This is a genomic window from Mesorhizobium sp. P160927 (genome assembly GCF_057766385.1).
In genome coordinates this window covers 2,149,233-2,167,772 of record NZ_JBYMDW010000001.1, presented here as the reverse complement: position 1 = coordinate 2,167,772, position 18,540 = coordinate 2,149,233, and the positions used below count along the sequence as shown (strand labels likewise).

At 60.7% G+C, this 18,540-nt stretch carries 15 protein-coding genes and 3 pseudogenes; 14 read left to right on the top strand and 4 right to left on the bottom strand.

The genetic code is table 11. The features are described from left to right. Positions 1 to 102 precede the first annotated feature (102 nt). From AC3CB8_RS10595 to AC3CB8_RS10585, 3 genes are all read left to right on the top strand, one after another. Positions 103 to 276 (top strand): hypothetical protein, encoded by a 174-nt coding sequence (locus AC3CB8_RS10595; RefSeq protein WP_156940073.1) that lies wholly within the window; start codon positions 103 to 105, stop codon positions 274 to 276. Positions 277 to 364: 88 nt separating this feature from the next. Further along, entirely contained in the window at positions 365 to 1,450 is a 1,086-nt protein-coding gene (locus AC3CB8_RS10590; RefSeq protein ID WP_352727360.1) for an HlyD family secretion protein, read from the top strand. Between the two features lie 32 nt (positions 1,451 to 1,482). After that, on the top strand, positions 1,483 to 3,642 hold the full coding sequence (locus AC3CB8_RS10585) for a peptidase domain-containing ABC transporter (protein WP_352727358.1): 2,160 nt from the start codon (positions 1,483 to 1,485) through the stop codon (positions 3,640 to 3,642). On the opposite strand, the gene AC3CB8_RS10580 is transcribed toward AC3CB8_RS10585, so the two are convergent. Next, positions 3,639 to 3,863 (bottom strand): type II toxin-antitoxin system prevent-host-death family antitoxin, encoded by a 225-nt coding sequence (locus AC3CB8_RS10580; protein WP_488377304.1) that lies wholly within the window; start codon positions 3,861 to 3,863, stop codon positions 3,639 to 3,641. The genes AC3CB8_RS10585 and AC3CB8_RS10580 overlap by 4 nt on opposite strands. A gap of 27 nt (positions 3,864 to 3,890) precedes the next feature. Between AC3CB8_RS10580 and AC3CB8_RS10575 the strand changes: the two are divergent. Both AC3CB8_RS10575 and AC3CB8_RS10570 read left to right on the top strand, forming a co-directional pair. After that, positions 3,891 to 4,028: pseudogene (locus AC3CB8_RS10575) on the top strand (IS630 family transposase); the annotation flags it as partial. 198 nt (positions 4,029 to 4,226) lie between these two features. Further along, positions 4,227 to 4,506, top strand: a pseudogene (locus AC3CB8_RS10570) (IS630 family transposase); the annotation flags it as partial. A gap of 61 nt (positions 4,507 to 4,567) precedes the next feature. Here AC3CB8_RS10570 and AC3CB8_RS10565 read toward each other — a convergent pair. After that, positions 4,568 to 5,085: pseudogene (locus AC3CB8_RS10565) on the bottom strand (IS110 family transposase); the annotation flags it as partial. A 444-nt stretch (positions 5,086 to 5,529) separates the two neighbouring features. Between AC3CB8_RS10565 and AC3CB8_RS10560 the strand changes: the two are divergent. The 6 genes from AC3CB8_RS10560 (at position 5,530) to AC3CB8_RS10535 (ending at position 12,033) form a co-directional block, all read left to right on the top strand. Beyond that, positions 5,530 to 6,495: an NUDIX hydrolase gene (locus AC3CB8_RS10560; protein WP_352727041.1), complete on the top strand. Its 966-nt coding sequence runs from the start codon at positions 5,530 to 5,532 to the stop codon at positions 6,493 to 6,495. 65 nt (positions 6,496 to 6,560) lie between these two features. Next, positions 6,561 to 7,535 carry a quinolinate synthase NadA gene (nadA, locus tag AC3CB8_RS10555; RefSeq protein ID WP_352727043.1) on the top strand — a complete coding sequence of 325 codons (975 nt, stop codon included), beginning with the start codon at positions 6,561 to 6,563 and terminating at the stop codon, positions 7,533 to 7,535. After that, the gene (locus AC3CB8_RS10550; RefSeq protein WP_352727045.1) at positions 7,532 to 9,073 is read left to right on the top strand and encodes an L-aspartate oxidase; all 1,542 of its coding nucleotides are present in this window, start codon (positions 7,532 to 7,534) and stop codon (positions 9,071 to 9,073) included. Before nadA ends, AC3CB8_RS10550 begins: the two co-directional genes overlap by 4 nt. Beyond that, positions 9,073 to 9,954, top strand: a complete 882-nt coding sequence (gene nadC / locus AC3CB8_RS10545) for a carboxylating nicotinate-nucleotide diphosphorylase (RefSeq protein WP_031246739.1) — start codon at positions 9,073 to 9,075, stop codon at positions 9,952 to 9,954. Before AC3CB8_RS10550 ends, nadC begins: the two co-directional genes overlap by 1 nt. Positions 9,955 to 10,002: 48 nt before the next feature. Then, positions 10,003 to 10,203, top strand: a complete 201-nt coding sequence (locus AC3CB8_RS10540; protein WP_023693535.1) for a hypothetical protein — start codon at positions 10,003 to 10,005, stop codon at positions 10,201 to 10,203. 372 nt (positions 10,204 to 10,575) lie between these two features. Further along, positions 10,576 to 12,033, top strand: coding sequence for an NAD-dependent succinate-semialdehyde dehydrogenase (locus AC3CB8_RS10535; protein WP_435053109.1), 1,458 nt, complete (start codon positions 10,576 to 10,578; stop codon positions 12,031 to 12,033). Between the two features lie 216 nt (positions 12,034 to 12,249). On the opposite strand, the gene AC3CB8_RS10530 is transcribed toward AC3CB8_RS10535, so the two are convergent. Then, positions 12,250 to 12,522 (bottom strand): hypothetical protein, encoded by a 273-nt coding sequence (locus AC3CB8_RS10530; RefSeq protein WP_352727050.1) that lies wholly within the window; start codon positions 12,520 to 12,522, stop codon positions 12,250 to 12,252. A gap of 334 nt (positions 12,523 to 12,856) precedes the next feature. Here AC3CB8_RS10530 and AC3CB8_RS10525 point away from each other — a divergent pair, with 334 nt between their 5' ends. The 3 genes from AC3CB8_RS10525 to AC3CB8_RS10515 all read left to right on the top strand — a co-directional run bounded on the left by AC3CB8_RS10525 (position 12,857) and on the right by AC3CB8_RS10515 (position 16,229). After that, on the top strand, positions 12,857 to 14,512 hold the full coding sequence (locus AC3CB8_RS10525; RefSeq protein WP_352727052.1) for an MFS transporter: 1,656 nt from the start codon (positions 12,857 to 12,859) through the stop codon (positions 14,510 to 14,512). A 519-nt stretch (positions 14,513 to 15,031) separates the two neighbouring features. After that, complete coding sequence (locus AC3CB8_RS10520; protein WP_352727054.1) at positions 15,032 to 16,036, top strand: NAD(P)/FAD-dependent oxidoreductase; 1,005 nt, start codon at positions 15,032 to 15,034, stop codon at positions 16,034 to 16,036. Between the two features lies 1 nt (position 16,037). Next, on the top strand, positions 16,038 to 16,229 hold the full coding sequence (locus tag AC3CB8_RS10515; protein WP_023727257.1) for a hypothetical protein: 192 nt from the start codon (positions 16,038 to 16,040) through the stop codon (positions 16,227 to 16,229). 176 nt (positions 16,230 to 16,405) lie between these two features. Here AC3CB8_RS10515 and hemN read toward each other — a convergent pair whose 3' ends face one another. After that, positions 16,406 to 17,767, bottom strand: a complete 1,362-nt coding sequence (hemN, locus tag AC3CB8_RS10510; protein ID WP_352727056.1) for an oxygen-independent coproporphyrinogen III oxidase — start codon at positions 17,765 to 17,767, stop codon at positions 16,406 to 16,408. Positions 17,768 to 18,540 lie beyond the last annotated feature (773 nt).

Here is an 18,540-nt window from a genome sequence, read left to right as displayed (position 1 = left end):
CCTGTGCAGTTGGCACGACTCTTGATGTTGGTTGTACGGCGGCAAAAGCCGCTAAATGGCAGACTGGTTCATCTTATTTGATCTCTAGGAAAGGAGATAGCAATGAAGGTCGATCTGTCAGATTATGGTGTGACTGAATTGGCTCCAGAAGAAGCATCCACAATTTCGGGCGGGTGGGCTTTTTTTGGGGCGATAGCTTTCGCGGTGGCGGGGTTAATTGGCGTTGTGGCTGCGACTATACTGGTAGCGGCGAGGCACTGGAAGAGACACGGTTAGAACATTAGTGTGCAAGCTAAATACCCTTTCTCCTGAAATTGCCAGCTACACTGCAGAGAGCATTCTCTCCCGACGATCAGGACGATCTTTGATCATCTATCGGCTGATTTTGCTCTCTGTGGTTGCGACGTTGGTGTCGCTGCCACTCATCACCATAGCGATCTCGGTCCAAAGTGCCGGTATCATTCGCCCCACCGTCGAGAAGACGCCCCTGGTCGCACCCGTCTCCGGACGCATCTCCCGTATCCTTGCCGTTGAGAACGATCTGGTTGCCCAGGGGCAGGAGATTCTCGCCCTTGATGATGAGGTGGTTGAGGAAAAGCTCAGGGCGTATAAAGGCGATATTCGCGCTAAGAGTGATCTTGCCCGTGACCTCGAAACCCTGATCTCCTCCGGCACGAAGGCCAAGGACCCGATCCTCCTCCTGACCGAGTCCGCCAAGGCGGAGCGGGCGCATTTTCTCAACCTGCTGCGGGAGAACCAATATGCCAGGAGTAATGCCGCGGCGGAACTCGACCGCGCTAAGCGACTGCTCTCCGCTGCTGCGACGCCCGCAAAGGCCGTTGACGAGAAGGCTTTCGCCCTCCAGAACATTGAGGTTCAGGGGGAGATCCTTGCCCGGCGCAAATCCGCCGAATGGAACCAGCAGCTCTTCGACCTTACCCTGCGCCTCAAGGAACTCACGGCCGCCGTGCATCAGCTCGAGAAGGAACGGGATCTCACCCACATTCGGGCCTCCGTGTCAGGCGCACTCGAGCAATTCACCGGCCTGACCCCCGGCAGCTACATCCAGGCCGGGCAAACCGTTGCTTGGGTTTCGCCGGACGACGAACTGGTGGCGGAAATCTACGTCTCCCCCAAAGACATCGGCTTCGTGCGGGAGGGCCAGTCGGTGCGGCTCCAAGTGGATGCCTTCAACTACAATCAATGGGGTCTCATCGATGCGACAGTGCTCGGCGTAGCGCAGGACTTCACCCTCCACGACATGAGCCCGGTCTTCAAGGTCCGCTGCGCACTCTCTCGCACCCATCTCGCACTCAAGAACGGGGTCATCGGTCATCTGAAGAAGGGCATGACCGTGCGGGCCCGCTTCCTCGTGGCAGAACGCACTCTTCTGCAACTCCTCTACAATGAGGCCGACGATTGGCTCAATCCCCTCCTGGCGGGCCACTAATCCTTCCCTATCCAAACAGCCAGCGAGCCGCCATGTCGAGCAAGGTTATCAAGTTCAAGCAGCACGACATCACCGATTGTGGAGCGGCCAGTCTTGCTTCTGTCGCAGCCTTCTATGGTCACAAGCTGCCATTGTCGCGCATCCGCCAGTATGCCTCGACCGACCGCTCCGGCACTACCGTACTGGGCCTCACGGAAGCGGCCCGGAAGCTGGGCTTTGTCGCCAAGGGAGTGAAGGGTGGCTTCGACAGCCTGTACAAGATCCCCAAGCCCGCTATCGCGCACGTCGTCGTCAAGGGGGTCCTTCACCACTTCGTCGTCATCCAGGCGATCGACGCGAGGTGGGTCACCGTCATGGACCCAGCCTATGGCGAAATCCGCAAGCTGCCGCACGAGGAATTCAAGACGCAATGGACTGGCGTCCTGGTGCTCCTGGTTCCGGCAGCCACCTTCAAGCGCCGCGACGAGACCATTACGCCGCTTGCCCGGTTCGCGCGTCTGCTTGCGCCACAAAAGGCGGTGATGGCCCAGGCTCTCGCCGGGGCGCTCGTGACGACGGTACTCGGGCTCTCGACGGCAATCTACGTCCAGAAGATCGTCGATCATGTGATCACAGCGGGCAACCGCAACCTGCTCAACCTGATGAGCCTCGTCATGCTGGTGATCCTGGTGGCGCAGATTCTGATCAATCTCCTCGGGAACCGGCTTATCCTGCAAACGGGGCAGAAGATCGATGTCCACTTGATCCTCGGCTACTACAAGCACATCCTAAACCTGCCCCAGAAGTTCTTCGACAGCATGCGCATGGGCGAAATCATCGCCCGGATGAACGACGCCGTGAAGATCAGGAGCTTCCTGAACGACGTCTCGATCAGCATATTCGTTGACGTGCTAATGATTCTATTTTCGTTCGGGCTGATGTGCATCTACTCGTGGAAGATCGCCTTGGTCGTGGCGGTCTCCATTCCGCTGTATCTCTTGGTCTATTGGACCATCAACCGGCTGAATAGGAAGCACCAGCGCGCGATTATGGAGGATGCCGCAAACCTGGAGGCGGAGCTGGTGGAATCCCTCGGAGCTGTCTCCACAATCAAGACCTCCGGCGTGGAGAGTTTCGCCAACTTCAAGATGGAGATCCGTTTCATCAAGCTGCTGCACTCCGTCTACAGTTCCGGTCTCATCTCGATCTTCGGGGATAATGCCTCGACTTTCCTCTCGACCCTATTCACCATCGTGCTGATGTGGTTCGGAACGACGCTTGCCCTGGATCAAACCGTCACGCCCGGCGAGTTACTGTCCTGTTATACGTTACTCGGCTATGTCATCCGGCCGGTCGCCAATCTGATCCAGACTAATCGGATCGTTCAGGATGGCTTCATCGCAGCGGATCGCCTGTTTGAGATCTTCGACCTGGAGCAGGAGACAAGCGGCGGCGGCATCGATGCCACAAAGTCCGACCTTGGTGATATTCGCCTGGAGAACGTCACGTTCCGCCATGGTTCGCAGCCGGAGCTTTTCCACGATCTCAGCGTCATCTTCCGCCGGGGCGAGATGACGGCCGTGGTGGGGGAAAGCGGCTCGGGCAAGAGCACCCTTGCGGCGCTGCTGCAGAATGTCTACCCGCTTGAGGGCGGACGCATCCGGATCGGTCCCTTTGCCCTCCAGGATCTCTCAACGGTGTCCGTGCGCAAGGCTATCGCTGCTGTGCCGCAATCGGTCGATGTGTTCTCGGGCTCGGTGATCGGGAACATCGCCCTTGGCGAGTTCGAGCCGGACATCGAGAAGATACTGCACATCTGCGATCAAATAGGGCTACGAGAGCTGATCGAGCGCTGGCCCGGCGGTCTCCAGACCTATTTGGGCGAGAATGGTGTACGCCTCTCCGGCGGCGAGAAGCAGCAGCTTGCGTTGGCTCGGGCTCTGTACCGGGATCCGGAGATCCTGATCCTCGACGAAGCGACCTCCTCTCTCGACTCGATAGCCGAGGGGTTTGTCCTGCGAATCATTGAAGATCTTCGTCGGGCCGGTAAGACCATAATCGTCATCGCTCATCGACTCAGCACCATTCGTAGGGCCGACAAGATCGTGGTCTTCGACAAGGGACAGCTTATTGAGGAGGGGAGGCATGCTGATCTGCTGGCAACTGAAGGTGCTTACGCACGCTTGTGGCGGGCGCAAACCGGATCCAGCTAACCACGACGGTGCCGTAGCGCATCGATCACCGCCAGCCATCGATCGAACTGCCCGGCGGTCAGGAGCACAAATTTGCGCTTGCCGCGCTTTGTGATCTCGACAGACCCTCGGTATGCCGCCTCGACCACCTCGTCGGATTTGTTGCCGAGGTCGGTTAGAGCACAATCTGACTTGATGGAATCGCGAGGGATTCCCATCGGGGAGAATATCTGATTCATCATGTCGGCTGGGTATGGAGGCCAGCAGGCATGGTTAGAGCCATATCGGAGGATTTTCGTTCGCGAGTGATCGCAGCGGTTGAGAGTGGCCTGTCGCGGCGGGCTGCGGCGGATCGTTTCGGTGTTGCCGCGGCAAGCGCGGTCCGCTGGGTCCGCGAATGGCGAGAGAGCGGCGCGACGCGGGCAAAGCCCCAAGGCGGAGACAAGCGCTCCCAGCGGATCGAAGCCTACCGGGATACGATCCTAGCGGTGATCGAAGGTCAGGACGACATCACACTGGTCGAGTTGGCTGAATTTCTCAGGGCGGAGCATGCGGTCGTGTTCGCGCCGAGCACGATCTGGCGCTTTCTCGACCGTCACTCGATGACCTTCAAAAAAAACAGCGCACGCCAGCGAGCAGGATCGGCCCGACGTGCTCGCGCGGCGACGCGCCTGGTTCAAGGCCCAGCCTGATCTCGATCCCGAACGGTTGGTCTTTATCGACGAGACCGGCGCATCGACGAAGATGGCTCGCCTGCGTGGACGGGCAAAGCGGGGCATGCGGTGCCGATCTCCGATCCCGCACGGGCACTGGAAAACGACTACTTTTACAGGCGCATTGCGCCTGACGGGCATGACTGCGCCGATGGTCCTCGACGTACCGATGACGCTGGCAGTTCGTTGAGCCCCTCTCAGACACCCCAGGATTGTAGTAGACAACCTGCGCCGTCAGCAACCAGTTCCCAAACCTTTCGCCGGAACTGTGACCCAATCGATCGACTGAACTGCAGCCCATATTCCTTCAGCATGGACCGTGTCTGATTTTCGAGATCGCGACGGATCTCGACAAGTCTCGACCGGGCGACGAGCATGGACCGGGTGGCCTGACTCTCTGCGCTCTTGACCTTCACTTCTCGATACCAGCCGACGCGAACCAGTTCGGCCAGTCCGCGGGCATCATTCTCATCACTCTTGTTCATTCGCACTGAAAGCGCTGCCTTTGCATGCCGAGCATCAAGGCAGACGACCGGCAACCCGACCCTTTTCAGCTCGTGCCATAGCCAGCTGGACATGGCGCCCGTCTCAAATCCGATGCGCTCGGCTTGAGGCGCACGTTTGCGGAGTAACTCGGTCAGTGCTCCCGGATCGGACTTCGCCTTTCCCTGGAACACCGTCTTCCAGTATGGTCGACCACACAGACGCTCGTCTCCCTCTGCGACACATCCAGCCCGACATATTGCTTCACTGTGGCCTCCTCGATCTCAATGGTTGGCGGCTTTTGCCGTCAGCCGAATCTTCGTTCAAAGGAGCGACGGCAGCAATTACGTCATCGTTTCCAAAACTGACCCTCGATCGGCGTCCAATTTTAAGCTCTATCTCTGCCAATAATACGTGGGGTCGAGCCACGTAGCCGGCGCCCGCTATCTTCGAGGATTCCCGCCCCCGTGCAGGGTTACTTGAGGCCCCGGTCACTCCACAATGGCAGAGCCTCTCGGACCGCCGAGCGCGGCTTACTTGCGCTGCCCCAGGGTCAGGTGCCGCGGACGTCGCTTCTGAAACATGCCGGGTGTAGACCGAAGGTCTAAGCCTTTCATAGAGCAGCCGAGTTGACAGGCGAAATGGCCTGTTACACGCTGGTTAAATCGATTAGGATGTTTCGCAGGGAAAACTCTGCCCAACCCAGGCAACCATGGAAGATCGCCCAAAAGCAACACGCAACGGTAGGGCCGCCGCCAAGGCCAAGCAAGTCGAAGCGGAGCTGATTGCCGTTGTCGTGTCCGTCAATGATGGTGAACCAGCGGTCCTCACCATCCGACAGGGGGATTGCCTGCCCTCGGGGCCGTTCGCGCTGGAGCATCGATCGCTGCAGTCAGGTCTAAGGGCGTGGGTCGAGAAGCAGACTGGTCATCCCCTCGGCTATATTGAGCAGCTCTATACGTTCGCTGATGCCGACCGCGCCGACGGGCGCCAGCAGCGCGTCATTTCCATCAGCTATCTCGCTTTGACCCGGAAGGAACATGCCACCGGCGCATCCACCTGTGCCTGGCGGAGCTGGTACGATTATTTTCCGTGGGAGGACCACCGCCTCGGAACACCGAAACTGATTGCGGATGTTCTGACGCCGCGTCTGCTTGCCTGGGCGGCTGCAGTTGAGGACGCTGCGATTGTCCGTGAACGACGGCGGCGGGCTGCCATTGCTTTCGCGTTCGAGGACCGGCCCTGGAATGAAGAGTTGGCGCTCCAGCGCTATGAGCTGCTTTACGAGGCGGGTCTGGTGGCAGAGGCCACCCGCGACGAACGGTCGATCGCATCCGACTCAACAGCCGGGATAACGATGGTTGCCGACCATCGCCGCATCCTGGCCACGGGCCTTGCGCGCTTGCGCTCGAAGATCAAATACCGGCCAGTCGTCTTCGAGCTGATGCCGCCGGTGTTTACGCTGCTGCAGCTGCAACGGACCGTGGAAGCCCTGGCAGGCCGGCTGATCAACAAGCCTAACTTTCGCCGGCTCATCGAGCAGCAAGAGCTGGTCGAGGAGACTGGCGAGACGTCCCTGGATACCGGCGGCCGCCCGGCCAAGCTCTATCAGTTCCGCCATGCCGTGCTGGACGAAACAGCCGTGGCGGGGACAAAATTGCCTCTGGCCCGGGGTTGACACTCTTATAGTCAACCTAGATATATACCCCTTATAGTCGAATGGATTATAAACGGGAGGCGCCGGTGAGCGGGACGATACCTTCGGCCGCGTCCCTGTATCAGCGCGTCCAGCGCATCATCCCCCCAGTGGAATGGGCGGCTTTCAGCGACGACGTCGACGCCATTCTGGCGCTAAAGCGCGATCGCAACGCCGTCATCCTGGCCCACAACTACCAAACACCCGAGATTTTCCACTGCGTGGCCGATATCGTCGGCGACAGCCTGGCGCTGGCCCGCAAGGCAATGACCGTCGATGCAGACATCATCGTGCTCGCCGGCGTGCATTTCATGGCTGAGACGGCGAAGCTGCTCAATCTGGACAAGACGGTGCTCATTCCGGATCTTGGCGCCGGCTGCTCGCTGGCGGACTCGATCACGGCGGACGACGTGCGGCTGATGCGGCAACGCTACCCTGGTGTGCCGGTCGTGACCTACGTCAACACGTCCGCTGCCGTGAAGGCCGAGTCGGAGATCTGCTGCACCTCCGGCAACGCGTTGGCTGTGGTGGAGTCGCTTGGCGTTGAGCGGGTGATCATGCTGCCCGACGAATACCTGGCCAGAAATATCGCGACACAGACTTCGGTCGAGATCATCGCCTGGAACGGTCATTGCGAAGTGCATGAGCGCTTCACGCCAGCCGACATTCGCGAGCTGCGCGATGCCTATCCTGGCGTTACCGTGCTTGCCCATCCCGAATGCCCGCCGGAAGTTGTCGCGGTTGCGGATTTCGCCGGCTCGACGGCGGCGATGTCGGACTATGTCGGACGGCACAAGCCTGCGCGCGTCGTGTTGATGACCGAATGCTCGATGAGCGACAACGTCGCCATCGAGCACCCCGACGTCGAGTTCGTGCGCCCCTGCAATCTCTGTCCGCATATGAAGCGTATCACGCTCGCCAACATTCGCACGGCGCTGGAAGAAACCCGCCACGTCGTCACCATCGATCCTCCAGTTGTGGATCGGGCCCGGCGCGCTGTCGAGCGGATGCTTGCCGTATGACGCCGGAGGTCGGCGACATCAGGGGAGCGCCCGTGATCATCGGCGCTGGCGTTGCCGGGCTGATGACCGCGCTTCATCTGGCGCCGCGTCCCGTCTACCTTCTGTCCCCGACGCGGCTCGGGACCGAAGCCTCCAGCACACTGGCACAAGGCGGGCTGGCGGCAAGCCTCGGCGCTGACGACAGTCCAGGCCTGCATCTTGCAGACACGCTTGCTGCAGGTGATGGCCTCTGCGACGAGAGTGTGGCCAGACGCGTTTTGAATGCGGCGGACCGAGCCATCGAGAATTTGATGGACCTGGGCGTCGCCTTCGACTGCACGTCGGACGGGACACTGCGGCTCGGGCTCGAGGCAGCGCATTCCCGTCGCCGGATCGTCCATGCCGGGGGTGACTCTACGGGCCGTGAGCTTGTACGCGCGCTCGTCACCGCTGTGAGGCGAACGCCTTTGATCACAATTCTGGAAGGCATGGAAGCCTGCCGGCTAATTGTGGAAAATGGTGCCATCAGCGGCGTGCTGGCGGCAAAAGGTGCACAGGCGATTGTCTTTCCGACCCGCCGCGTCGTTCTTGCGACCGGCGGTATAGGCGCCCTGTTCAGAGACACGACTAACCCGCCCGGCTCATTCGGGCACGGCCTGGCGCTCGCCGCCTGCGCTGGTGCGGAACTCGCCGATCTGGAATTCATCCAGTTCCACCCGACCGCGCTCGACGTTTCGCAGCGGCCGATGCCGTTGGTGAGCGAAGCGGTTCGCGGCGAAGGCGCAGTGCTGATCGACGAGTGCGGGCACCGCTTTCTGTGCGACACGCCTGGCGGCGAACTCGCATCGCGCGATGTCGTGGCTCGGGCCGTGTGGCAGCAGCTTGCCACCGGACACCGTGTTTACCTTGACGCCCGGCAGTCCCTTGGCCCCAGATTCGCCAAGCGCTTCCCAGCTGTTGCCCGGCATTGCCGGGACGCCGGAATCGATCCGGCAGTCGAGCCCATCCCGGTTCGCCCAGCGGCACATTATCACATGGGCGGCGTGGCCGTGGATGCCGCGGGCCGCAGCACGGTGCCGGGCTTGTGGGCTTGCGGTGAGGTTGCCTGCACCGGTCTGCACGGGGCGAACCGGCTTGCCAGCAACTCGCTGACCGAGGCCGTGACGACCCCGTTGTGGGTCGCGCAAAGCGTAGCTGCCGCTCCTGCAGGCTGGCAGTGGCCAAGGCTTGTTGCAACGTCACCCCCGCGGCCCGACCCCTCCTCCGTCCGCCACGCGGTCTCCAATGGGCTCGGTGTTATACGGGACGAGCAAGCACTATCCGACACCGTGGAAACGCTGCTGCCGATCGCGGTTCGCAACACTGCCGCTTCCGATCCCGCCTTGATCGCGCTGATGATCGCGGTTGCGGCGCTTCGGCGCCAGGAAAGCCGCGGCTCGCATTACAGGTCGGACTTCCCCACACGCAGCGCGCAGGCCCGGTCTTCGCGCTTGACCTTCGCCTCAGCAATGACGGTTGCGGCCGAACTTATTCTGCGGCCCGCGGAACGGAGTGCCTGATGACGTCACCTCCACCCCTTCCCGGGATCGTGATCGAGCCGATCGTGCGTAGCGCTCTACTTGAGGATCTGGGCAAAGCCGGTGACCTTACCAGCGATGCGATTATACCCTTTGACTGCAAGGCCGCCTTTGCGTTCAGAGCCAGGCAGTCTGGCGTTGTTGCCGGTCTTGATCTGGTAGCCTACGCTTTCATGCTTGTTGATCCGTCGATCGACATACGTTTTGGACGTCTGGACGGCAGCAGGATCGCGGCGGGTGAAACCATTGCAAGGGTGAGTGGACCGGCGCGGGGAATGCTTGCGGCCGAGCGTACAGCGCTCAATTTTCTCAGCCATCTCAGCGGCATTGCAACGGCAACGGCCGAGATCGTCGAGGCGGTGCGCGGTCAGAAAGCACGGATCGTCTGCACGCGAAAGACGACGCCCGGCCTACGCGCGCTGGAAAAATACGCCGTGCGCGCCGGCGGCGGCGCCAACCACCGCTTCGGGCTGGATGATGCCGTGCTCATCAAGGACAAACACATTGCCATTGCCGGCGACATCCGCACGGCCATTGAGCGGGCGCGCGCCGCGGTCGGCCATATGGTCAAGGTCGAGGTCGAGGTCGACACGCTCGACCAGCTCGAGATCGCGCTAGGCGCCGGGGTCGACGCCATCCTGCTGGACAATATGTCCGTCAAGCAACTGACCCGAGCGGTGGCAATGGTCGACGGCCGCGCGGCCACCGAGGCCTCGGGTCGCATAACGCCGGCAACGGCACCAGCCGTAGCGGCAACCGGGGTCGACCTCATTTCTATTGGGTGGCTCACGCACAGCGCGCCAATCCTCGACATCGGCATGGACGTGCCTATCGAAGCATGCATCCAGAAGCATCTGAACTGAATAGAGCGCGCTCCATATAGGAGCAATCTGCGGAAGTGGGGACGTACGATGATCGACAAGGGATTGAGATCCGACCGGGCCAAGGCGCTTGCCTTCATCAGCGCAATGCTCAGCGAACTGAATCAGATCGCGGGGTCTCACAGGCTGCAGTTCCTAGGATACCTCCTGGAGATGGCGTATATCGAGTCGTACGACATGGTCCGCAAAGAGCGCTCCCACCATCAAAGCAAGGCCATAGATCAGGGATAGCCCTGCTGAACTGAGCGCTGCGGCAGCTTCAAATCTGACCTCGGCACTTCTATTTCCGCAAAAAAGACGCGCAGTGCTCCAGCGCGTTCACGGGCGGTTGGACTGCAAAAACCAGTTGGAATATTTGACAGCGGGGCAGGACACGATTTGCCCTCCAGTGCGCGAGCAACGACATGGATTCGATCTCCTTGTTTCGAGAAATGGTCGGACTGTTTCGCTCAACTGACATCAGTTTCGGTTGAGTGGATTCGAGTGGGTCTAGTGGCCCCTCACTGAGGCCCTATGCGAAATCCTAGGCCAGCGGATAAACCAAAAAGTCGTGTGACACGCCAATTGCATCGAGGAGGATTCGCGTTGCCCTTGTACGAGCCAATGCTTCGCCACCTGAAATCGCGCGAGCTGTTCGGAGCCATTGACCGGGTGCCGGCTCTTGGCATGCCAGTAAGCGAGCGGACCTTCGAGGTATCAAACCCTTCGACCGGCGAGGTGCTCGGGGAACTGCCCGACATGGGTGTTGAGGAGACGCGCGCGGCGATCGACAAAGCTCATGTGGCGCAACCTGAATGGGCCGCACTGACCGCGCGCGAGCGCAGCGACATCCTCTGGCGTTGGCACCAACTGATCGTCGACCACACCGACGATCTTGCAGCGATCCTCACTGCGGAGATGGGCAAGCCGCTAGCCGAAGCGAAGTCTGAGGTGGCGCATGCGGCCGCATATCTGCAATGGTACGCCGAAGAGGCTAATCGCATCTATGGTGAGACGATCTCGCCGCCCTCTACAGACCGTCGCATGCTGGTGATCAAACAGCCGATCGGCGTCGTTGGAACGATCACGCCCTGGAACTTCCCCGCCTCAATGGTTGCGCGCAAGATCTCGCCGGCTCTCGCCGCCGGCTGCACCATCGTGCTCAAACCTGCTGAACAGACGCCCCTCGTGGCAGGTGCAATGTTTGCTCTGGCCCATCTTGCCGGCTTTCCCGAAGGCGTCGTCAACCTCATCTACGCCTCCGAAGGCAATACGGTCGGCCGCGAACTCTGCTCGAACGCCAAGGTCCGCAAGATCAGTTTCACCGGTTCGACCGAGGTCGGCCGATTGCTCATGCGCCAGTGCTCGGACCAGATAAAGAAAGTCGGTCTAGAGTTGGGTGGCAATGCGCCTTTCATTGTCTTTGATGATGCCGACGTCGATGCTGCCGTCGACGGTGCGATCCAGGCCAAGTTTCGCAATGCCGGCCAGACCTGCGTTTCCGCCAACCGGCTTTACGTCCAGTCGGGCGTTCATGACGAATTCGTAGCCAAATTCGTGGAGCGTGTCCGTGAGCTTCAGGTCGGCGACGGCTTCGATCCAGGTGCCGCCATCGGTCCGCTGATCGACGGGCATGCACTGGCCAAGATCGAACTTCACATTGCCGATGCCTTGGCCAAAGGTGGCGCGATCCGATGTGGCGGCGGCCGGATCGGCAGCGATGGCAACTTTTTCCAGCCGACGATCCTCAGCAACGTCGCAAGGGAAATGATCGTGGCGCAAGAAGAGACCTTTGGACCCTTGGCGCCGATTATCCGCTTCGAGGATGCTGATCAGGCCGTGCGTGAGGCCAACGATACGATATACGGCCTCGCCGCCTACTTCTATGCTTCAAACCTGAAGCGTGTCTGGCGTGTGGCCGAGGCGCTGGAATATGGCATGGTGGGGATCAACACAGGACGCATGTCCTCAGAAGCCGCGCCTTTTGGTGGGATAAAACAGTCCGGCATCGGGCGGGAAGGTTCCCGCCACGGCCTCCAAGACTATCTTGAAATGAAGTACCTCTGCATGGGCGGCATCTGAGGCGGCGGGCGGCGATTGCCGCGATGAAGGCCAGCGGACGGCGGGACGCCACGAAATGGACCCGCAGTTTTCAGATTCGCGGAACAATCCACACCGAGTCTGCCTCATAAAGGGCCCCGGTTTTCCGCCTATTTTTTGGTGGTCGAACGTGGTCAATTGCCTTCGTCACTGTGGCGGAACGCGACGCGATAGCCGGTTAGCAACAAGCTTTGGGCGTCATTTCTCTCTGGCGGAATAGACCTGTTCCGACAAATGCCTGACCTTTGCCAGTCTTCTACGGGCCAGCGTTCGCGCCAAAAGTTCAAAGCCGCGTCCGTAACATTCAACAATGAAAGCCAGCGTTATCAGGTCGAGCAGAAAGTCGTCGATCGCATGCGTGAGCGCATCCGACCTTTGTTGGAATCGAAATAGCAAGGCGCGCGCCTCTTCGATCGCGGCCCGGCAATCGTCTGCGTCTATCAGGGAATCGATCCTGTCAAAGATCTGCAAGCGTCCTCACTTTTCGAAAGCCACACTCAGCATCGAACGCCGCTGATGAGTGAGTTTTCAACAAAAGAAAAGGGTCGCCTTTCGCGAAAAGGCATCGCTCGGCAGCGCGTCGATCAAGCATGGTGCCTCAAATGACATGTGAATCCCGGCTCACCAAGATGTGGTCGAAGGCGAGTGAGCCGGCCCATTTCTGCGTCTCGGCCGCCTAACCACTGGTCAGGAGGAACTGTGGCCACATTTGTCGGGCAAATGGGTTCCATCTATTCTTCCAGCCGCCACGGTTCAGCCTAGATTACATGGGAAGCGACAATAACGGAAAGCAAAGGTTCGCAAAATGAGTAGGGTGGCTGGATCAAACGAAGATTTGGCTGCACCAACGACCTTTGGGCCACTTCTGCAGCCCACCTTTCGTTCGATCTGGCTCGCCACCCAGGTTTCGAGCCTCGGCTGGTTGATGCAGACTGTCGCCATCAGCTGGCTGATGGCAACGATCTCGACTTCCGATCTGATGGTTGCGCTGGTGCAGGCTTCATCGAACCTGCCCGCTTTCGTCTTGTCCGTTTTCGCCGGAGCTCTCGCCGACAATTTCAGCCGGCGCCGGGTCATGTTCGCCGGTCGGTGCCTTATGGTGATTGCGTCCGCGATGCTGACCGCGTCCGTGGCGCTGGGCTTTGTCAGTCCGTGGATGATCCTCGGCTTCAGCTTCTTGATCGCAAGCGGCGGTGCTCTCAATGATCCGGCCTGGCAAGCGTCGGTTGGCGATATCGTGGATCGACGCGATGTTCCCGCTGCCGTCACCCTGCTTTCTGTTGGCTTCAACACCGTCCGGACTGTGGGTCCGGCGCTCGGCGGCATTGTGGTTGCCTCATTTGGCCTTATGGCGGCATTCGCCGTAACCACGCTCACCTATTTCGTACCCTTGGCCACTATTTGGCGCTGCAAGTGGAAGGTTCGTTCTTCCCCTCTTCCCCGCGAGTCGATGAGGACGGCAATTTATGACGGGCTGCGCTTCACGGCGATGTCATCGGAGATCAAGGCAGCGATCGCGCGCGGAACCCTCTTTGGCTTGGCGAGCATCGCCATACTCGCGCTGCTGCCGGTGGTTGTCCGCGACCAGCTGGGAGGGGGCCCGCTTGCCTATGGCGCGCTCATGGCCGGCTTCGGGACCGGGGCCGTCTTCGCCGGCCTCTCCAACAGCCTGTTCAGACGGAGCTTGTCGCAAGAAAGGCTGATGAGGCTTTCATGCGTGGCCTGTGCGGCGTGTTCTCTCTCCCTGGCACTGACATCTTCGATTGCGGTGGCGGCGATTGCACTCGCCTTGGGCGGCGCCGGCTGGGTCACCGCCTGGTCCGGGGTTGGTGTGAGCGTGCAGCTGGCGAGCCCGCGCTGGGTCGTGGGGCGCACCATCTCGATCTACTATGCTTTGATAGACGGCGGCATCGCGCTCGGCAGCTGGGTGTGGGGCACGGTGGCCGAAAACCATTCATTGACCTGGGCGCTGGAGGGCTCCGCTGGAGCCCTGCTGCTCGTCGCTACAGCCGGCGTTCTCTTTCCGCTTCGAGAGCGCCGCGACTCCGAGCCCGATCCTCTGGAGGAATTCGATGCCCCAGCTGTCGCTCTCAATCTGAAGCCGAGAAGCGGCCCGATCGTGGTCAAGGTCGAATATCTGATAGCCGAGAGAAATCTCGAGGCCTTCCTCGACCTCATGCGGCAGCGGCGCCATGTTCACAGCCGCGTCGGTGCTCGGAACTGGACGCTCCAGCGGAACCTGCAGAAGCCTATGCATTGGACAGAAACGTTTCGCACGCCGACCTGGACGGACTACCTTCGCCTCAATCATCGTCTGACGGAAGTGGACAAGGAACTGGACGAGCGTGTCTTTCAGCTGCACGCGGCCGAGACCCCACCTCAAATGACACTTTCCATCGAGCGGCCGACAAGCTCGGCCCGCAAGCCCGAGCACTCAGCTTTTCGCCATCTCCGTCATTGAAGCCCGGCCGGCACAGAAAACGCGATTCTTGTCTATCGCGCTCAAACCGGTGCGGGAGACGGACAATCCACCAAAATTCGATGATGGGTGGCAGAGAAGAACCCCAGGCTGAGAGTGCGACCGATCGGTCCCCACTGTGAAGCGGAGCCTGGGGCTACAGCGGCACGCGACTATTGCCGCGTGTCACCTTTTGAATCTAAAGTCTTCCTCAGTCCGCCTCGCTGATCCGGGCCAACGCTATCTTGAGGTTGGCATTTTGTCCCGCCAGCTCGCTGAGACGATCACGTTTGGCGGCGACCACATCCGGACTGGCGTTGGCAACGATGCACCCGCGCGGAGCGTGCTGTTGCTGGAAGCAGGAAGGCATGATCGGCCAAAGCCGGGAGAGGTGCTGCCGGCAGTAGCGAATGGGCTGCTGCGTCAGCTTGGTGTCTGGACGCGTTCGCCGAGGCCGGCTTCGTTGAAAATCGTGCGCTTGTTTCGGTGTGGGCCAATGAAGTTCCCAGCGAGCGGCACGGCATGTTTTCCGCTTACGGTGCCGGCTGGCAGCTCGACCGGACGCGATTCGACCGGCTGATGGTGCAGGCGGCCAAGGCGGCAGGTGTGGACACGCGGTTTGGCTCGGCCGTGGGTTCGGCAGTGCGCGACGATCAAGGCTGGCTGCTCAAGCTGGCCGATGAAGCTATCGTTGCCCGCGCCGTGGTTTGGGCGACCGGTCCAGTTGGAGGCTGGCCCGATGTTTCGGCGCCAAGCTCACCATGCACGGACATCTTGCCGCCTACACACGCTTTTTCGACCGCGCACCGGGCGATTGCAGCATGGTCGTCGAGGCGCGTCCCGAAGGCTGGTGGTACAGCGCCGACTTGCGCGTGCCTCACCGATCCGGATCTGGGCAGCGAACTGCGCAAAGCCGGACATTGGTACCGCGCTTTAGCCGCAACGCAGTCCGTCGCGCCGCTCGTGCCGCCCAACGCAATCGAGACCGCCAGCATGATCAAGGCGGCGGGAACCGCAACGATCGATCCCGCCGCCGGTGACCGCTGCGTCGCGGCGGGCGACTGCCTGTTCTGTGCCGATCCACTGTCATCACGCGGGATCGTGCATGCACTCCGCTCAGGGATCCTGGCGGCCTACGCGGCATCGGACATGCTGGACGGGCGTGGCGATTCGCCTGCGCGCTATGCAAAATCGCCACACGCGGCTTTGCCGATTAGCTCCCGGCGCTGGCTGCCCACTATGCAGCCGCCGCGCGACGGGACACGCCTTTCTCGCAGCGGCGGCGCAGCCATGTCTTCCACGCGTCTAGCATCGAAGGAGGGAGGTCAGAGGTGGTCTCGGGACGGGGTGCTCGGCATTTATGAAGCGACCGAGCGCCCCGTCGGCGGGCTCGATGGCGGCATCAGGTCAGGGAACTCGGCCTCCATGATCATCTCCGATTTAATTCAAATTTGTCTGTATATATTGACGATTGCACTACCTTCACCTCGTAGACGGCAATGCGGGCGGGTAGAGAGGGTTCTATGATATGACAAGCGATTTTTCCGCCGCCCGAGTGCATTTAGATCGAGCGTATGACTACCTTTGTGGGGATGATCCGATGAGTCAAAGGGGCCGCGAAGCCTTGGACCTGCTAATTGAGGCGGTTGCCGTCGAAGAGTTCAAGCAGCCACGCCAAAGCGCTGAGGTGCTAAGGTTTCCGATCGGGCGCCGCTGCTGAGGTAATCTCCATGGCCGCCATGTAGCCTCGCGGGTGAGGCGCTCACGGCAGGGACTCGCCGCCCCGTGAGGGCCGGGAACGAACGCATTGGCAAACGGAAAGCCCACTTGCCAGACCAGCGCCCGGCCGGCCTGGCAAGTAGGCCGGCGGTTCCAAGCGGAGACATTGATGCCGGACTATGTCGTGCTTTGCATCGCATTAAGCTGCTGCGGGATATACGTAACGCCATCCCTAAACACATCGAATGCGGCAGCGACAGCGCGAATCCCAAAGCGATGCTCCCGCCGTACGCGGACAAAGCCGTTTTCGAAGTCCACTATCCCGTCCTTGGCCAGCATGGCCAAGCGCTCAGCCGAATCGCGAAGACGGATCGGATCAGATCCGTGGGCGACACAGATTGCCGGCACGTCAGCCTCGAAATCGCACATTAATCGCTCGATAATTGCGGCTCGCACGCGGTCGTCGTCTGTGAGGCGATGGCCCTTCGATGTAGCCAGTCGGCCAGCTGCGATGCGCTGGATGTAGGAATCCCGTGTAACTTCGTTTTGAACGTATCCCTGGCCGATGCGGCCGATAGCCGACGCGCCGAAACCGATCAGGGTTCTGCAGGTATCGGCCGAGTAGCCCAACGAGTTACGTCGCAGGCGACCTGTTTCCTGTGCCAGCGCGAGCTCGTCGTCCGGCAAGGCGAAATGGTCGAGCCCGATCTGTCGGTAGCCGGCGGCAATCAGCGTCACGGCGACAGCCGCATACTGTTCAGCGCGGGCAGCGCTGTCGGGAAGAAATTCCGCCTCGATGAGGCGCTGATTCTTTACTTGGGATGGGATGTGCGAGTAGCCGAACAAGGCAAGCCGGTCGGGGCGCATGGCGACCGCCGCCCTCACTGTTTCGACGCACGACTCCACCGTTTGACGCGGCAGGCCGTAGATGAGGTCGAAGTTGATGCGGCTTACTCCATGCCGACGCAGCACTTCCACGGCAGCCGACGTCTGGGCCTCGCTCTGGATTCGGTTGATCGCTTTTTGAACAACGGGATCGAAGCTCTGTACGCCCAGGCTCGCGCGGTTCACGCCGGCCGCTCCCAAGCCTTCCGCCATCTCGGGCGTGAGTGTTCGTGGATCGATCTCGATGGCGACCGTAGCTGTTTTCGAGATGGCGAAGCAGCATCGCAGGAACTCCATCAGAGCGAGGAACTCGGCTGGTCCGATGAGAGACGGCGTTCCGCCGCCGAAATGTATGTCGCTCACGGGCAACGTCTTCGGCACTCGCTCCGAAACCAGACGGATCTCGTCACGCAGCGCCGCCAGATAGTTGAGGATGGGCGCATCACGGCGGGTGATGGTGGTTGGGAAGCCGCAATACCAGCAGGCTGATCGGCAGAACGGAACGTGCAGATAGAGTGACACCGGATCATCAGCCGGCAGGTTCCTGAGCCATTCCTCATAAGCCTCGGCGCCGACCGCCCCAGAGAACTCCGACACAGCCGGATAGATAGTGTACCAGGGCAGCCGGGCCTCTCGAAATTTCGTGGTCTGCAACGGTCACCGTCCCATGCTGATAACATCCAACCTTACCGCTGCGCTCGCCTGCGTCTTTGCGCTATGTCAGTCCGTTCCGCTTTGGGCTCGAAATTTTTTAGCAATGGGCGCCGTTCAGTCTTGGCTGGACAGCGATGGTCTGAGCGCACCCGGTCAGCGACTGACGATGGTGTTCCCGCCGAAACCCTCACGCGCACCGTTTTGTTCGACGTCCCTTCCCTTCATCTGCGCGTGGGAGACTCTTCTGAGCGCAGATGCCGCATCCGATGAGACAATACGGTGTTGGGTCCAGACTTTGCACGCCAGCTAGCGCCGCCCATAATGATCTCTGCCGTCTCGATGAGCTCGTTGTGTGAATTGCTGGCAAGAAGCATTAGCTGTGGCGCGCCGCTTCAGCACGAAAACCTGCTCGACGCGACCGTCAGGTCCGCCGCAATGCCAAGGCTGGCGCCTACCGACTCAGTGGTGCAAGGCTGCGGCGCGTGGTTATCGACCATCAGCTCGCCAAAGTGACGGCGTCGTACCGAGCGGTGGCCGCCGCATGATGCCTCAACGGCGGGGCTCACAGCAAACAATGCCGTCGCCATTAAGCCAAACTGTCGCGAAGCGAACAGACGAACCGTAGCCGAAACGTTTGCCGTTCGTGCTTGGGTGGATCCGCAAGGCAAAAAGAACGGAAGCGCGAACCAAGGTCCGCCCGCAAATTTGAGCTTCAGCCGCAGCTGGGTCGTCAGGGTGGCACGTCATTTGCAGTAGCACCCTTTGTGAGGCCC

Excerpts from the sequence above, each read along its gene's own strand:
- AC3CB8_RS10595 (WP_156940073.1), top strand. The coding sequence starts at position 103 with ATGAAGGTCGATCTGTCAGATTATGGTGTGACTGAATTGGCTCCAGAA.
- AC3CB8_RS10585 (WP_352727358.1), top strand. The coding sequence starts at position 1,483 with ATGTCGAGCAAGGTTATCAAGTTCAAGCAGCACGACATCACCGATTGT.
- AC3CB8_RS10580 (WP_488377304.1), bottom strand. The coding sequence starts at position 3,863 with ATGATGAATCAGATATTCTCCCCGATGGGAATCCCTCGCGATTCCATC.
- AC3CB8_RS10560 (WP_352727041.1), top strand. The coding sequence starts at position 5,530 with ATGGAAGATCGCCCAAAAGCAACACGCAACGGTAGGGCCGCCGCCAAG.
- AC3CB8_RS10550 (WP_352727045.1), top strand. The coding sequence starts at position 7,532 with ATGACGCCGGAGGTCGGCGACATCAGGGGAGCGCCCGTGATCATCGGC.
- nadC (WP_031246739.1), top strand. The coding sequence starts at position 9,073 with ATGACGTCACCTCCACCCCTTCCCGGGATCGTGATCGAGCCGATCGTG.
- AC3CB8_RS10540 (WP_023693535.1), top strand. The coding sequence starts at position 10,003 with ATGATCGACAAGGGATTGAGATCCGACCGGGCCAAGGCGCTTGCCTTC.
- AC3CB8_RS10535 (WP_435053109.1), top strand. The coding sequence starts at position 10,576 with ATGCTTCGCCACCTGAAATCGCGCGAGCTGTTCGGAGCCATTGACCGG.
- AC3CB8_RS10525 (WP_352727052.1), top strand. The coding sequence starts at position 12,857 with ATGAGTAGGGTGGCTGGATCAAACGAAGATTTGGCTGCACCAACGACC.
- AC3CB8_RS10520 (WP_352727054.1), top strand. The coding sequence starts at position 15,032 with ATGTTTTCCGCTTACGGTGCCGGCTGGCAGCTCGACCGGACGCGATTC.
- AC3CB8_RS10515 (WP_023727257.1), top strand. The coding sequence starts at position 16,038 with ATGACAAGCGATTTTTCCGCCGCCCGAGTGCATTTAGATCGAGCGTAT.